Origin of the sequence: Ruegeria sp. YS9 (assembly GCF_024628725.1) — a bacterium.
GTDB classification, from domain to species: domain Bacteria; phylum Pseudomonadota; class Alphaproteobacteria; order Rhodobacterales; family Rhodobacteraceae; genus Ruegeria; species Ruegeria atlantica_C.
Genome location: NZ_CP102409.1, coordinates 3,186,003 through 3,199,502, shown reverse-complemented (window position 1 = coordinate 3,199,502; position 13,500 = coordinate 3,186,003). Strand labels below are relative to the sequence as shown.

Here is a 13,500-nt window from a genome sequence, read left to right as displayed (position 1 = left end):
CGGGTGATAAAAAGGTGGTGGAGATGGGTGCGCAAACCAATGCGGCGCCAATCATCATCAAGAAGAAGCGTGTATCGGGTGGCGATGGCCATCACGGTGGCGCGTGGAAAGTCGCGTATGCCGACTTTGTGACGGCCATGATGGCCTTCTTCATGTTGATGTGGCTGCTGAACGCAACAACGGAACAGCAACGAAAAGGGTTGGCGGATTATTTCGCGCCAACAATCCCGCTGAGCCCGGAATCCGGCGGCGGAGACGGGGCGTTTGGCGGCGACAGCATGCTGTCTGAAGAAGTGCTGCTGCGGGACGGTCAGGGTGCCACGACCACACACCCGACCGAATCGCATCAGGCCCGCGGCTCGATCGGAGTGAATGCCGAGGGCGGCGGCAAAGGGAACAAGGAAGACTTCACTACGTTGGAGGCGCAACTGCTGGGGCGCACGGGTGAAAGCGAGGTCTCGGACAAGCTGCTCAAGCATATCGTCACACGGGTCACAGATGAAGGATTGGTGGTGGAACTGTTCGACACCGACGATCAGGCATTGTTCGAATCGGGCTCTGACAAACCAACCAGCTTTCTGCGGTCCCTGGCCCTGATCCTCGCCCGAGCCTCGGATCTTGTCGTCAATTCGATCGCTGTCGAAGGGCATGTCAGCGCATCTCCGGTCGTACAGGCGCGCAACACAGCCTGGGAGTTGTCCACGGCAAGGGCTCAAAAATTGCGCCAGTTGCTGCAAGACAAGGGCGTTGCGGCACAAAGGATGGATCGTGTTGCGGGCCATGCCGACAGAGAACTGTTCGCCGAAAATCCCATGGCTGCGCGGAACAACAGGATCGAAGTGATCTTCCTGCGCCAGCCCTAAATGATAGAGCGTATTTTACATGTTAGCGCGCTGTTAAGGGGCAGCGCGTTACCTGTTGCATCAAAGACGGACGCAACAGAAGGGCGCACCCATGACCATTTCCTCTTCGCTCAATGCCGGTGTGGCGGCGCTGAAAGCCAATGCCAACAGGTTGGCGACGATTTCCGACAACATCGCGAACTCTTCGACCTATGGGTATAAACGGGTCGAGACGGATTTTCATTCAATGGTCACGTCGGGCCAGGGTGGCAGCTATTCGGCAGGCGGCGTGCGGACGACAAGCCAGCGCATGATTGATCAACGCGGGCCCCTGGTCACGACCAGCAACTCAACCGATCTGGCAGTTCGCGGGCGCGGCATGTTGCCTGTGCGCCCCAGTTCGCAGATCGGGAATAGCTCGAACGAGATGCTGCTGACAACAACCGGGTCATTCCGCACCAACGACGAGGGGTATTTGGTTACCGAATCCGGTCTTGTTCTTCTGGGGTGGCGGGCGGCACCTGATGGCACTATTCCACCGGTTTCGCGCGACACACCCGCCGCGCTTGAACCCATTCAGCTCAGCGTGAATCAGCTGTCGGGTTCCCCAACCACGGAAATGAAACTGCGTATGAACCTTCCGGCCACGGCGACAGATGCGGGCGCGCCGGGCGACATTCAACCTTTGTCAGTTGAGTATTTCGACAATCTCGGCAAGTCTGAAAGCGTCGATATCCAGTTGGTTCCAACTGTTCCCGCAACCGGCAGCAGCAACGAATGGACCATGGTCTTGCGTGACTCGGCCTCGGGTGGCGCGATCATCGGTGAATACACGCTGACATTCACCGACAACCGAACGGCAGGTGGCACTCTGGCCAGCGTCACAGCTGTTTCAGGCGGTGCTTATGATCCAGCAACGGGCAGTGTCATGGTCAACGTCGCCGGCGGACCGATGGAGGTAAATATTGGCCTGATCGGGGATGCAGATGGTATAACCCAATTGTCCGATACGTTCGCGCCCGTTTCGATCACACGAGATGGTTCTGCCGTTGGCACAATGACCAGCGTCCAGGTTGATGAGAACGGATATGTCTATGCGTTGTACGACACCGGCGTCAGCCGCCGAATGTATCAGATTCCGCTGGCAGATGTCCCCAATCCCAACGGTTTGACCGCGCTGGACAGCCAAACTTACGCGCCTTCCCGTGAAAGCGGTACGTTCTTTCTTTGGAATGCGGGCGAAGGCCCGACCGGGGATCTTGTTTCTTTCGCGCGTGAGGAATCCACCACGGATGTAGCGACCGAGCTGACCTCATTGATTCAGACGCAACGTGCTTACTCTTCCAGCGCCACGGTGATCCAGACGGTGGACGAGATGTTGCAGGAAACGACAAACCTGAAGCGTTAATCCGGCTCTGACCCAAAGAAAGGAGCGGCCTCATGAACATGTCGACAGCACTCAATAACGCACTGGGCGGGCTGACTGCGGCCAGTCGCGGGGCCGCTGTGGTGTCCGGAAACATCGCGAATGCGCTGACCCCCGGCTATGCGCGCCGGTCCCTCGAGCTTGCAACAAGCCCTATATCCGGAAATGGCGTACGCACCGTGGGCGTGATCCGGCATCAGGATCCGGTTTTGACAGCCAACAGACGTTCCTCTGATGCTGAACTCGCCTTTCGGTCGGACGTTTCAGATTTTCACGCTCGGTTCGAACATCTGGTGGGGTCTCTTGATGACGGCCCTTCGCTGTCTACCCGTCTGTCCTCATTGGAAAACGCCTTCATCACGGCGGCCAGTCTGCCTGACTCGATCGAACGGCTGGATCAGGTTGCGCGCTCGGCCCGCGATCTGACCAACGAGCTGAACGCAGCATCAGAAGGCGTACGCCAGGCACGCTCGGATGCTGATCGGAAAATTGGCGCTCAGATCGAAACCCTGAATCAGACTCTGAAAGATATCGAAGACCTGAACGCCAAGATTCCTGCCATTCAAAACTCTGGCGGTGACATCGGTGCCCTGCTGGACCAGCGGCATGTCCTGATCGACCAGGTCAATACCCTGATCCCGGTCAATGTCGTGCCCCGCGCCAATGATCAGGTATCCCTGTACTCGGAGGGCGGGCTGATCCTGCTGGAAGGCACGGCCTCGGAGTTCACTTTTTCCACGACCGGTGAAACAAAGCCTCACATGACCGTGGCAAATGGTCTGTTGTCCGGTCTGGAGATGAACGGCAACCCGGTGCGGACAAGCGCAGGTAACGCTCAAATCCGCGGCGGGGCACTGATGGCGCAGTTCACCATCCGCGACGATTTGGCAGTCGAGGCACAGGTTCAGCTCGACACGGTTGCAAGGGACCTGATTGAACGATTTGAAACGCCCGGTTTGGATTCGACGGCTCTTGCGACAGATCCCGGTCTGTTCACCGACGACGGCAACCGATTCAATCCTGCATCTGTTGTCGGACTTGCATCACGGATCTCACTCAATTCGACGGTCGACCCTGACAATGGCGGGGACAGTTGGAAACTGCGCGCGGGTCTGGGTGCCGCAACACCGGGTGACCCCGGGCAGGCGGCTCAACTGCGCGCGTTCGGGAACATATTGAACGACGCGCGCCCGGTACCCGGCGGGCTGTTCGGCACGGGAAACATGCGCGCTGCCGAGTTGACCGAGGCCCTGTTGTCGAAAGCGGGCGCGCACGCCCATGCCGCGGATCAACGCAAGACTTTTGCAAACAGCTTCCAGCAGCAAATGGCGCAGATCGAGGCCGCGCAGGGCGTGGATACCGATCAGGAACTGCAACGGCTCATGCAGGTCGAACAGACCTATGCCGCGAACGCCCGTGTCATCTCGGTTGTTGACGAGCTTATGGAAACTCTTCTGAGGTTGTGACCATGAACATCACTTCTATCGGCGATTTGGCGCGAGGAATGACCTTGCGAACCCGCGCAACAGATATCAAAACCCAGATCGAAACCCTCTCTTATGAAATGTCCACCGGGCGGGTACAGGACGTCTCGGGTCGGCTTGGCGGGGATTATTCGCAAATTCTGGATCTCGACCGCAGCCTCGCCAGACTCGACGCCTTTGGCATCGCAACGTCCGAAGCCGCCCTGTTCACCGACACCATGCAACTGAGCCTGAAAACCTTCGGAGATTCGGTCGGAGACATGACCGCGTCTTTGCTGGCCTACGGAACCGCCAATCAGCCCGTCAATCATGAACAAGCGTCCCAACAGGCGAAAAACGAGCTGGACACGATGATCTCGGCACTGAACACACGCGTGGGAGGGCGCAGCCTGTTTTCCGGCACCGCCACCGATGTGTCGCCTCTGCAATCTTCGAACGATCTTTTGACGGCGCTGAAGTCGCAGTTGACGGGGCTTGCGACGGTCGCTGATATCAGGCTGGCGGCAGAAAACTGGTTCAATGACCCGGCCGGTTTCGACGCCGTGATTTATCAGGGGTCAAGCAGCACACTGTCTCCGATGCAGATTTCGGAAAACGAAAGCGTCACGCTGCCGATCACGGCAACGGATCCGGCGTTCAAGGCCGCACTCAGGGATGTCGCCGTTGCGGCGCTGGCCACCGACAGCGCATTGGCACTTTCGCCCGATCAGCGCACCGCATTGTTCACGCAGTTAGGGGTCGATCTGGCCAACGCACAGGATGCCACCGTAAAACTCCGGGCAAAAGTCGGAGCGGCCGAAGCCCGCATCGAAGAGGCTGCAACACGCAATTCCTCGGCCCGGACCAGCTTGGAATTCAGCCGGAACGAACTGATCGCGGCCGATCCTTATGAGACGGCAGCAAAACTGCAAACGGTGCAATTTCAATTGGAAAGCCTGTATTCCGTAACCGTTCGCAATGCGAACCTTTCACTGGTGAACTTTCTGAGATGAGGGCGCTGATACTTCTCCTGCTTCTCCTTCCCGGCATGGCTTGGGCAGGGACAATCCGTCTCAAGGACCTCGTGGATTTTGACGGTGTACGGGGCAACGATCTGGTGGGTTATGGCCTGGTGGTCGGCTTGAACGGAACCGGTGATGGATTACGCAACGCGCCCTTCACCGAAGAAATCATGTCCAACATCCTCGAACGTCTTGGCGTCAACGTCACCGGTGAGGATTTCCGGCCCAAAAACGTGGCAGCGGTATTGGTCACGGCCAGCCTTCCGCCTTTTGCACGGGTGGGTGGTCAAATCGATGTAACGGTTTCAGCCATAGGCGATTCCAGCAGCCTCTTGGGGGGCACTCTGATCATGACCCCGCTGAACGCGGCCGACGGCCAAATCTATGCGGTCGCTCAGGGCACAATCCTTGCGGGCGGCGTTTCGGCTGAAGGAGAGGCAGCTTCAGTCGTGCGCGGGGTGCCAACTTCGGGCGTGATCCCATCCGGCGCGAGGGTCGAGCGTGAAATTGACTTCGACTTGTCAACTCTCACTCAGATGCGCCTCGCACTCAGAGAGCCAGACTTCACCACAGCCGCGCGCATCGAAACCGCGATAAACACCGAGTTCAACAGAGCCGTGGCGATTATGCGGGATTCCGGCACGGTTGAGCTCAACGTCGCGGCGACTCAGGCGGTTTCGACAGCCCATGCCATTGGGCGCATTGAAAACATTCTGGTTGAACCGGAATCGAAAGCGCGCGTTGTTGTCGATCAGCGCTCTGGCACCATTGTCATGGGGCAAGAGGTCCGAATTTCGCGTGTTGCGGTGTCTCAAGGCAACCTGACTCTGACGGTTCAGGAAGCACCGATTGCAGTGCAGCCCAACCCGTTCGCCAGAGGTGAAACAGTGGTCGTGCCACGGACAATCGCAGGGATCGAAGAAGAAGAGGGAACCGGCCTCGCCGAAATCCCCGAGGCCACCACGTTGTCCGAGGTTGTCGCAGGCCTGAACGCGCTTGGGGTCTCGCCTCAGGACATGATCGACATTCTGAAAACGATCAAGGCAGCAGGCGCGCTGCATGCGGAATTCATCGTCAGGTGAAGGGCACAGCCAGCCGGATGGGCGTGCTGCTGCCACGCCCGCCTCAGCTGCGGTCTATTTCGATTTCCAGCTGTCCAGCCAGCGGCGAAACCTGTTGCGCCGCTCTTCAATGGCATCACCGGCCGCATACAGGCCGTCTTCAACGTTTTCGATCATCGGATCGATCCGGGATTGCCGGAACCTGCGCCAACGCACCCATACCGCCCAAACGAACGCCGCAAAGATCGTCAGGAAGATGATATTGAACCATGGAATGATCCGCACATCCGGGCCATCCACATGCTTGATGAAAATGGCGTTGGGAAAGATCGACATGAATTCATTGCGCCACCCGTAATGGGTCACGACCACCCATTTCGGGTTCTCCTTGGTCGATTTCGCATCATTGGCCTCGGTATACAGGTTCGCCGTGTCGAACTTGAAATACGGCGGCCATCCCCAGCCGGTATCCTCATTTCGGTACACGATGGGTTTTCCATTGGCCCGCACCGCCTGAATGAACTGCACATCCCGGTTGGACAGGCTGGTGGATTGATCTTCCGGCTCTGACCAGAAGATCCGGGTCCAGTCGTTCAGATCCTGCCGTTCTTCATAGGTGTTGACGATGCGCACAATGTCATGCTGGGGCAGAGAATATTGCAGGATCACGGCAATCGTGCCCCAGAAAATGATAATGAACGCCCATTTCACATAGGCCATGCCTAAACCCTCACATGTAATTCACGATGTAGATCAGCGCGCCAATCGCCACCCACGGCACGATATAGACACCTAGGATCAGTTTACGCCGAAACGAGTTGTCATACACATGCAATCCGCGTTCGACAAAGGCTTCTTTGTTGCCCGTCTTGCCCTTTTCGTCCCACCAGTTCTCCAATTTGCGCCGACGTATGCCGCGCGAATAGAAAGACAGCCCGACATAGGCAATCGTCTGGATCACCAGCAAGATCAGCAAAAGGCGCAATAATCCAATCATTTCAACCTTTCCTCACCGAACCCCACGGACCGACCCGGGCAATTATGTCATCGCTGACGCGATCGTCGCCGCTCATATCCAGCTCATGTCCGAACAGGGCGGCGCGGGCGCCTTGTTTGTCCACCTGATATTCGCGCGCAAGGAAGTCGGCCACATAGGCCTTCTTGCTCTCGGGCCAGCCCGAATATGTTCGGTAGAACAATTCTTTGTGGCAGATGAACATCTGGCGCGGGTCCAGCGGGGCCAATTCGGAAAGCAGCATGTTCACCAGATCGCGGTTCGGCGTATCGGCGGCGCGTAGCGTGTAGAAATAGGCCGGATGGTCCGAAGTGATGCGCGGCCACGGACCCCCATCACTTGCCCAGCGCAGCAGTTGCGCAAGCCCGTGATAGGCCTGCGGCAGGCGATCCGCGTGGTTCCGTGCCAACCGCCGCATGTCGCTGCGATCCAGCCCGGTCAGGTCAACATCCGCATCCGCCGCCGCATCGACGGTCAGGAAATCCATCTTCTGTTGCAGGATCGCGGCCGCATCCACGCCGCGCGCCTTGACGATGGGCTCAACCAGATCGTTGTAGTCCAGAAATTTGGCAATCTGGTTCCGCTGCGACGGATCAAACGTGTATTTGATCGGCAGGTCGTCAGGCTTTTCACCCATGCAAATCGCTGCCGGGTGATCAACGTCGGGAAAAAGATAAAGCCCACCGAAATGTGCCGTCCAGAAGTTTCGCTGCTCAAAATCCGTATGACGCAGGCGCACCGGGTTTCGGGTGACGTCACCGGTTTCCCTGGCGGTTTCGATCATCTTGGCGATCAGCACATCATCGAACCAGGCGTCCTCTTTGGTTTTGAACCGTTCGACCATGCCTGCCAGTTGCTGTGCCTTGCGCAGGGTGCCGCCTGTTGTGTCGGCCTCAATCTCGATCTTGCGCAGGTTCAGCAGGTCGCGCGGTGTGGTGAGTTTGAAGACCGAGTTCACCAACTCTCCGGCCACCGCATCGGTGGCGGTCAGGGCGAACAGCTGCGCCTCGTTCATCTCGATGAAGTCTCGCAGAATATCGCGCGAGGTCGAGAATTTGACGTTCAGCAAAGGCGCGCGTTTTTGTTCGGTCGTCAGCAGGATGAACTGCCGGTTGACCCCGTTGGGGTTGAGGTAGAGCGGGTCGTCCAGCTCAATCCCCACCTCCGGCGAATAGCCCGAGATATCGACATGAAAATCCGTCAGCGCCGTGGTCTTGCCCGCCAGATGCTGCAACGCGCGGTTATACCGTTCGACCAGAGCCGGGCTGGAGATGTGGACGAGATTGCCGAACATCAGGCCTTTTTCGATGAGGCGGATCATAACAATTGCCTTCCCGCGCAACGGTAGCGATGCGCCCGGCCTGAGGGTGGGTGCTGAACGCGCCCGCCCTGGGGGGCGGGTCGGGCGCGTCGCGGCTGCGCCGCGATATCACTCTCAAAAAGAAACCTGTACTCCATGAATTCGAAACTCATGCTCTCAGTCCTTTTGCAAATGCAAAAATGATCGCGAAACCAAGGGGTATTGCAATCAACCAGAACTGTAGCTGAAAATAGACCATAACATCTGCGGGATTTGCGTTACCAACGTCCACGGCAAATCGGTCGACAAAAAAATCCATCAAAGTGTAGCTGGCAAGAATTGTAAGAACAGTGCAAGCCGCGCCATATGCTAAGAATAGAAGCAACCATTCCTTTCCGCTTTCTTTAGCCGCGCGAGACGTTCGATAGGCTCGGAACCCTATTGGAACAGCAACCACAGTGCTCAGCAGTAGAGGCAGACCTATGGCGATCAAATAATTCACCCCTTCCCCTCCAGATACCGCCGCTTGGCCTCTTCCATCCGGCCCATCTCGCGCACCGCGTTCTCGATGGCGACCTCGTCGCTCTTGTCGGCATAGCGGAACTCGCTGTCGGCGTAGCGGTTGATTTCCTGCATCACCATCTCAACCGTGATCGGCTGGCGCAGGTCCTCGATCATCGCTTTCTTGGTGTCGTAGTCGCGGAACAGGAACAGGTCGGGGTTTTCCATCCACTCGTCGGGCAGTTCGAAATCCATCGCGCGGACTTTGACCGCGTCGGTGATGTTCTTGATCGCGCGGCCGGTAAAGCGCTCATCCGCCTGCTGGATCGCCTTGAGGTAGGTGCCCAGCTTGGCGATGGTGTCCATCTGGCCGATCTCAGCCGAAACCCGGTCATAGACCTGAAGCAGAGCGTCCTCATGCGGGCGGGAGTGGCTTTCGAAACTGGCGGCGACAGCCTTTTTGATTTCCTGCGCGGCATAGGCCTCGTGCTCACCCAGCGGGATGTCATGGTTGCGGCCCATCAGCAGGTGTAGGATGTCGATGTAATCCTCGCGCGTCTGTGGCCCGTCCACCAGAAACCGCGCACCCGCCCGTTGACGCAGGGCGTCGTCCACATTCTCGGGGTAGTTCGAGAACATGCCAAAGGTGCAGTTGCCGCGCACGACGGTGTTGGCGCCCGCAAAGCTCTCCATCAGCACGGCGGTGATTTCCAGTTGACCGGCTGACGACTGCCGGTCGCCGCGTTTGCCCGCCAGCTGGTCGATATCGTCGATGGTGCCGAACCCGATAACCGAAGGGTCGATGATCGTGTTGATAAACGCCTTGGCGTTTTGACCGGACTTGCCCTGATAGCTGTCGATATTGTCGGTGCTCAGGTTCTGATAGCGGAACGGATAGCCCGCGTTCTGGCAATAGTCGTTGATCAGCCCGGCCATCATCTGGATCAGGGTGGTCTTACCGGTGCCCGGTTTGCCGTCGCCCATGAAGGTAAAGATGAACCCGCCAAGCTCGGCAAACGGGTTCAGGCGGCGGTCGAAATCATAGGCCATCACCATCTTGGCCAGCTTCATGGCCTGATATTTGGCGATATGGTTGCCGACCACCTCGTTCGGCTTCTTGAACGTCATGGTCAGGGTGGTGGATTTGGCTTTTGAGGCCGGCTCAAACCCCCGGATCGTCAGATCGTCTGCCTCGATATGCCAGGCGGCGTTCTGGAACGGGGCCAGATGGCCTGCCGACCCTGCACGCAGGGCGGCTTTCTCCATCAGTTGTTCGGCATAGGCGCTGGTGGCCGCGATCAGACGGGCGTCGTCGGGGGCGTGTTTGGCCAGCACCTGATCCAGCTCCCACAGCGCGCCATGCAGGGCAAGCTGGCCATTGTCGGTCAGAACCTCTTCGATCTCACCGAGATCAACCGTGATTTCGCCAAGATGCGAAGACATCAGATAGGCAAGCGCGTTGCCGAACGTATGTAGCGTGATCAAAGCTTCAGCGGTCAGCAATTCCGAGAATTCGGTCTTGCGGGCGGCGGGCAGATCCCCGGCCAGATTCGCCCGCTTCAGATCGGCCAGCGGGGTTTGTTCGGCAAAAGCTTCAGCCACGGCCAGCGCAATGGCAATGGCCCGACGAATGGCCTGCTGCGTTGTGGCCTGAGGTGGCGAGACCAATGCATCGCCATCATCCGACGCCTCGATCCGTTCGACCAGATGTACCCCATCCGCGCGCACCGTACGCCGCGTCACCAACCCCGGGGTCGTCGACCGAAACCGCCGTGCCGTTGACACACCCGGAGAGCGTTCGACGGCGGCCTCAACGGGTTTGGCGATCCGCGGCGCGTGTTCGAACCCGTTCAGCAAGGCGGTTGCTGCGGGATAATGCTGGCGAATGTCGTCTTCGCGCAATTCCATCTGATCTGACGTCAAACTCATCTCAAAAACCGCCCTTGCTTCATCTTTTCAAAAATACTCCCGCCGGAGGCGAAAAATTCAATATCTCAACACCTGCCCGGTCTTGCTGACGACGAACTTGCGCACATCGGCAAAACCCGGCGGGTTGCGCTCGGCCAGCACCTGAAACGGACGCTGGGGCAGGATGATCGAGCGCTGAGTGCGTGTGGCCCCGGTCTCGGCCCCTTGCCCGCCGAACGGGTCCAGCGCAAAAATCTCGCGCTCAACGGTCGAGAACCACCCGGAGCGCTCTTCGATCACCTCTTCGCTTTCCAGTTCTTCGGTGGTCCAGGCCAGTGCCCAATCCTGACCTTGCGGAGATTGCGCGTCCTCCAGCACCTGCCGCAGGGGGCCGGATTGCTCGGTATAGGCCGAGGAATACATCGGACCCACATGGATGCGGCGCAGGTGTTTGGGATGCAGGTCGTCGAAATCCTGATCGAAGCCTTTGGCAATCGTCACCAGTTTCAACCCACCCAGCGCTTGCGCCATCAGATGCGCCTGAACCTCGGGCCAGCGGCGCTGATCCTTGGGCAGGGCAGTTTTGCCGCTGTCCTCAAGCTGCATCAGATAGATGACGGGCAGGTTGATCTGGCTGTCATAGACCGCCCAGTGGATCATGAATTTGCGTCGGTCCCCCTCATTTCCGATCCAGTGGCACTCGGGATCATTACGGGCCCAGAACAGCTGACCTTTTAACAGTTCTTCGTAATAGAGCCTTTGGGAGAGAGCGAATTGCAGCTTGGTGGGGATTTCCTGATCGCCAATGATCGTTCGCACCATGTCGGTTTTCAGGTCGTCTTCCAAGGGCATGTTTGCCAGATGCACCTGCGCCTGCTGCGCGTCATTGGCCATGGTCAGCAACTCGGCCGCCACCGGAAAGCCGCTATCGCGCTTGTCCATGGCGAGACTGCCAAAGAACCGCCCCGTATCGCGCCCGACCAACAGATACTTCATGGAGAGCGCGCGGAAGGTGTAGAGCAACCCCGAGAGGTAGCGCGACACGATCCGCACTTCTTGCTTGCTGATCGCGCCCTCGGCCTCCATCGTCGCAGCCACGCGCAGGAGGTGGACGGTGATCACCTCAAATTTCCGGAAATACCGGCGCGAGGCGAAGGTGTCGGTCAGGCCAACATGGTCTTGGATGGGATCAGTGTCCAACAGCTTTGTCCCATAGCCTGCGAAGGTCGGCAGACGCAATCTGTCGATGGGTGCGCGCCATTTCAAGAAGGTCGCTCGGAGAAAAACGGTGCAAGTACTGACCGAAAAACCCACATCGCCGAAATAATCCTACAAATGTCGGCCCAATAAACCTGATCATTTGCCATACGAGGAATGTTATCGACAATGGAGCAAACAATAATGCAGTGATCCCAAGCGCGCCTTCGCCGTTACCCGTAAGGAAATACACAAGCGTTGCGCAAAGTCCGAACAACGCCAACAAAGGAGCTGAGAAAAGAAAGTACCAGCCCATCGTATACATCATTACAAACAGTAGACCGACGTTGCCAGCTAACCAGCGATAGAGCGTCCAACTGGTTTGTTCAGATCGGCTCAAGCTCACTTCGTCCAAGCTCAACCCCCATACAAATTCTTGTCATGCTTCTCGACAATCGAGGCAAAACGGCGGGCAAAGCGTTCATCCGCCTTGGCTTTTTTCTCCAGCACGTCGCGGGCAAAGACCATGTGGTCCTCATGCGCCTCAAGCATGTCGGCCATCTTCTGGTTGGTCGCGGTGCCGATGGCGGCCATCGCCGTCTGCGCCTCTTGATCCGTATGCACACCGATCTCGTTGATGCGGTGGGCCACGTCCTGCTGCTGCGCGGTTTTCAGCGATTTGGTCAGGGCGTCATACAGCACCACGCGCTGCTGCGTGTCTGTCTGTAGCTTGTTGATCAGAACCATCTGCGTCGCCGCCTGGTTTTGCAGTGAATCGACCCAAGTCTTGCCCTTTTCAATATAGCGCTCCAGCGTTTGGCTTTTGGCCAGTTTGACCTGCTCGTCCTGAACCTTGGCGTTGTATTGCTTGTTCAGCTCGGCCAGTTCGGTTTCCAGCTGGGTCCGCGCGGCGGCGTCCTGTTCGACGCTGATCTTGTTCTCCAGCGTGATGATCGTCGGGTCCATGCCCTGAATTTCGGCGCGCAGCGCCTCCAACTCGGCCACGGTCGCCTCACGGTCGTCCAGCGTGACGGTCAGGTTGTCCTCGACCTTGACGCGCTGTTCTTCCAGCACGGCCAGTTGCCCTTGCAGCAGCTTCACGATCACGTCGGATTTGGCGATCAGGTCTTGCAGCTTGTCATCGATATTGGCGGTGCGCATCCGCTCCTGCCGCATCGACTCGGATTTACCTTTCGAGAAGATGCCGACAAACGACTCCCACCCGGTTTTCGAACGCATCTCGTCAAAATCTTTGGAAAAGGCGCTGGTGACGTCGTCCAGCCCCATGATCAGCTCGGCGATATTGGCATTCATCACCTCGGTATGGGCGTGCACATCTTCGAGCGTGGCGTTTTCGATGTCGATATCCGCCTCGGCGGTGCCGATCTTGGCGCGGGCCGCTTCAATGCGCGAAGTCAGCCCTTCGATCTGAGACTGGCTTTCGCGCACTTTGGCTTGAGTCTCTTCTATCAACGCTTCGAATTGCTGGTTCGACATCTCTGCTGTCCTCTTTTTCTTTAATTACCCAATAAGATAGGGAATGTTACACCGATTTACATCCCCTGGGCCTCAAAATTCACCCAGACTTTGGCAAACTCCTTCGCAAAAAGAAAGGCGAGACCGGCCAATGAAACGCGCAGATTTCGGGTGACTCGATTAAATTAACTTGTTAAGTAAATTTTTGATCAAATCTGGATTGATTCCACATCCAGAGTGGCCATAGACAATTGAGACATCACCTGATTGGGTGCGCGCAACCCAATTC

Annotated in this window: 13 protein-coding genes; 5 read left to right on the top strand and 8 right to left on the bottom strand. The window is 57.7% G+C overall.

The window, feature by feature from the left end:
• The first annotated feature begins 23 nt into the window (after positions 1-23).
• The 5 genes from NOR97_RS16125 to NOR97_RS16105 all read left to right on the top strand — a co-directional run bounded on the left by NOR97_RS16125 (position 24) and on the right by NOR97_RS16105 (position 5,835).
• Entirely contained in the window at positions 24-863 is an 840-nt protein-coding gene (locus NOR97_RS16125) for a flagellar motor protein MotB (protein ID WP_257599809.1), read from the top strand.
• A 91-nt stretch (positions 864-954) separates the two neighbouring features.
• Positions 955-2,250 (top strand): flagellar hook protein FlgE, encoded by a 1,296-nt coding sequence (locus NOR97_RS16120; protein ID WP_170345702.1) that lies wholly within the window; start codon positions 955-957, stop codon positions 2,248-2,250.
• 32 nt (positions 2,251-2,282) lie between these two features.
• Entirely contained in the window at positions 2,283-3,734 is a 1,452-nt protein-coding gene (gene flgK / locus NOR97_RS16115; RefSeq protein WP_257599808.1) for a flagellar hook-associated protein FlgK, read from the top strand.
• 2 nt (positions 3,735-3,736) lie between these two features.
• Positions 3,737-4,744: a flagellin gene (locus NOR97_RS16110; RefSeq protein WP_170345704.1), complete on the top strand. Its 1,008-nt coding sequence runs from the start codon at positions 3,737-3,739 to the stop codon at positions 4,742-4,744.
• On the top strand, positions 4,741-5,835 hold the full coding sequence (locus tag NOR97_RS16105) for a flagellar basal body P-ring protein FlgI (protein WP_170345705.1): 1,095 nt from the start codon (positions 4,741-4,743) through the stop codon (positions 5,833-5,835). The genes NOR97_RS16110 and NOR97_RS16105 overlap by 4 nt, the downstream gene beginning before the upstream one ends.
• A 54-nt stretch (positions 5,836-5,889) precedes the next feature.
• Here NOR97_RS16105 and NOR97_RS16100 read toward each other — a convergent pair whose 3' ends face one another.
• From NOR97_RS16100 to NOR97_RS16065, 8 genes are all read right to left on the bottom strand, one after another.
• Positions 5,890-6,534, bottom strand: coding sequence for a DUF1523 family protein (locus NOR97_RS16100; protein ID WP_170345706.1), 645 nt, complete (start codon positions 6,532-6,534; stop codon positions 5,890-5,892).
• Between the two features lie 10 nt (positions 6,535-6,544).
• Positions 6,545-6,811: a hypothetical protein gene (locus NOR97_RS16095; protein WP_171120117.1), complete on the bottom strand. Its 267-nt coding sequence runs from the start codon at positions 6,809-6,811 to the stop codon at positions 6,545-6,547.
• Position 6,812: 1 nt separating this feature from the next.
• Complete coding sequence (locus NOR97_RS16090; protein WP_257599807.1) at positions 6,813-8,150, bottom strand: DUF6638 family protein; 1,338 nt, start codon at positions 8,148-8,150, stop codon at positions 6,813-6,815.
• A gap of 148 nt (positions 8,151-8,298) precedes the next feature.
• Entirely contained in the window at positions 8,299-8,631 is a 333-nt protein-coding gene (locus NOR97_RS16085; RefSeq protein ID WP_170345709.1) for a hypothetical protein, read from the bottom strand.
• On the bottom strand, positions 8,628-10,559 hold the full coding sequence (locus tag NOR97_RS16080) for an ATP-binding protein (RefSeq protein ID WP_257599806.1): 1,932 nt from the start codon (positions 10,557-10,559) through the stop codon (positions 8,628-8,630). Before NOR97_RS16080 ends, NOR97_RS16085 begins: the two co-directional genes overlap by 4 nt.
• 57 nt (positions 10,560-10,616) lie before the next feature.
• Complete coding sequence (locus NOR97_RS16075) at positions 10,617-11,738, bottom strand: hypothetical protein (protein ID WP_374041590.1); 1,122 nt, start codon at positions 11,736-11,738, stop codon at positions 10,617-10,619.
• Positions 11,728-12,150 carry a hypothetical protein gene (locus NOR97_RS16070; RefSeq protein ID WP_257600896.1) on the bottom strand — a complete coding sequence of 141 codons (423 nt, stop codon included), beginning with the start codon at positions 12,148-12,150 and terminating at the stop codon, positions 11,728-11,730. The genes NOR97_RS16075 and NOR97_RS16070 overlap by 11 nt, the downstream gene beginning before the upstream one ends.
• Before the next feature lie 2 nt (positions 12,151-12,152).
• A complete protein-coding gene (locus tag NOR97_RS16065) occupies positions 12,153-13,232 on the bottom strand; it encodes a hypothetical protein (protein WP_257599805.1) in 1,080 nt (359 codons plus the stop codon).
• Positions 13,233-13,500 lie beyond the last annotated feature (268 nt).

Excerpts from the sequence above, each read along its gene's own strand:
- flgK (WP_257599808.1), top strand. The coding sequence starts at position 2,283 with ATGAACATGTCGACAGCACTCAATAACGCACTGGGCGGGCTGACTGCG.
- NOR97_RS16110 (WP_170345704.1), top strand. The coding sequence starts at position 3,737 with ATGAACATCACTTCTATCGGCGATTTGGCGCGAGGAATGACCTTGCGA.
- NOR97_RS16090 (WP_257599807.1), bottom strand. The coding sequence starts at position 8,150 with ATGATCCGCCTCATCGAAAAAGGCCTGATGTTCGGCAATCTCGTCCAC.
- NOR97_RS16065 (WP_257599805.1), bottom strand. The coding sequence starts at position 13,232 with ATGTCGAACCAGCAATTCGAAGCGTTGATAGAAGAGACTCAAGCCAAA.
- NOR97_RS16095 (WP_171120117.1), bottom strand. The coding sequence starts at position 6,811 with ATGATTGGATTATTGCGCCTTTTGCTGATCTTGCTGGTGATCCAGACG.
- NOR97_RS16105 (WP_170345705.1), top strand. The coding sequence starts at position 4,741 with ATGAGGGCGCTGATACTTCTCCTGCTTCTCCTTCCCGGCATGGCTTGG.
- NOR97_RS16125 (WP_257599809.1), top strand. The coding sequence starts at position 24 with ATGGGTGCGCAAACCAATGCGGCGCCAATCATCATCAAGAAGAAGCGT.
- NOR97_RS16120 (WP_170345702.1), top strand. The coding sequence starts at position 955 with ATGACCATTTCCTCTTCGCTCAATGCCGGTGTGGCGGCGCTGAAAGCC.
- NOR97_RS16100 (WP_170345706.1), bottom strand. The coding sequence starts at position 6,534 with ATGGCCTATGTGAAATGGGCGTTCATTATCATTTTCTGGGGCACGATT.
- NOR97_RS16080 (WP_257599806.1), bottom strand. The coding sequence starts at position 10,559 with ATGAGTTTGACGTCAGATCAGATGGAATTGCGCGAAGACGACATTCGC.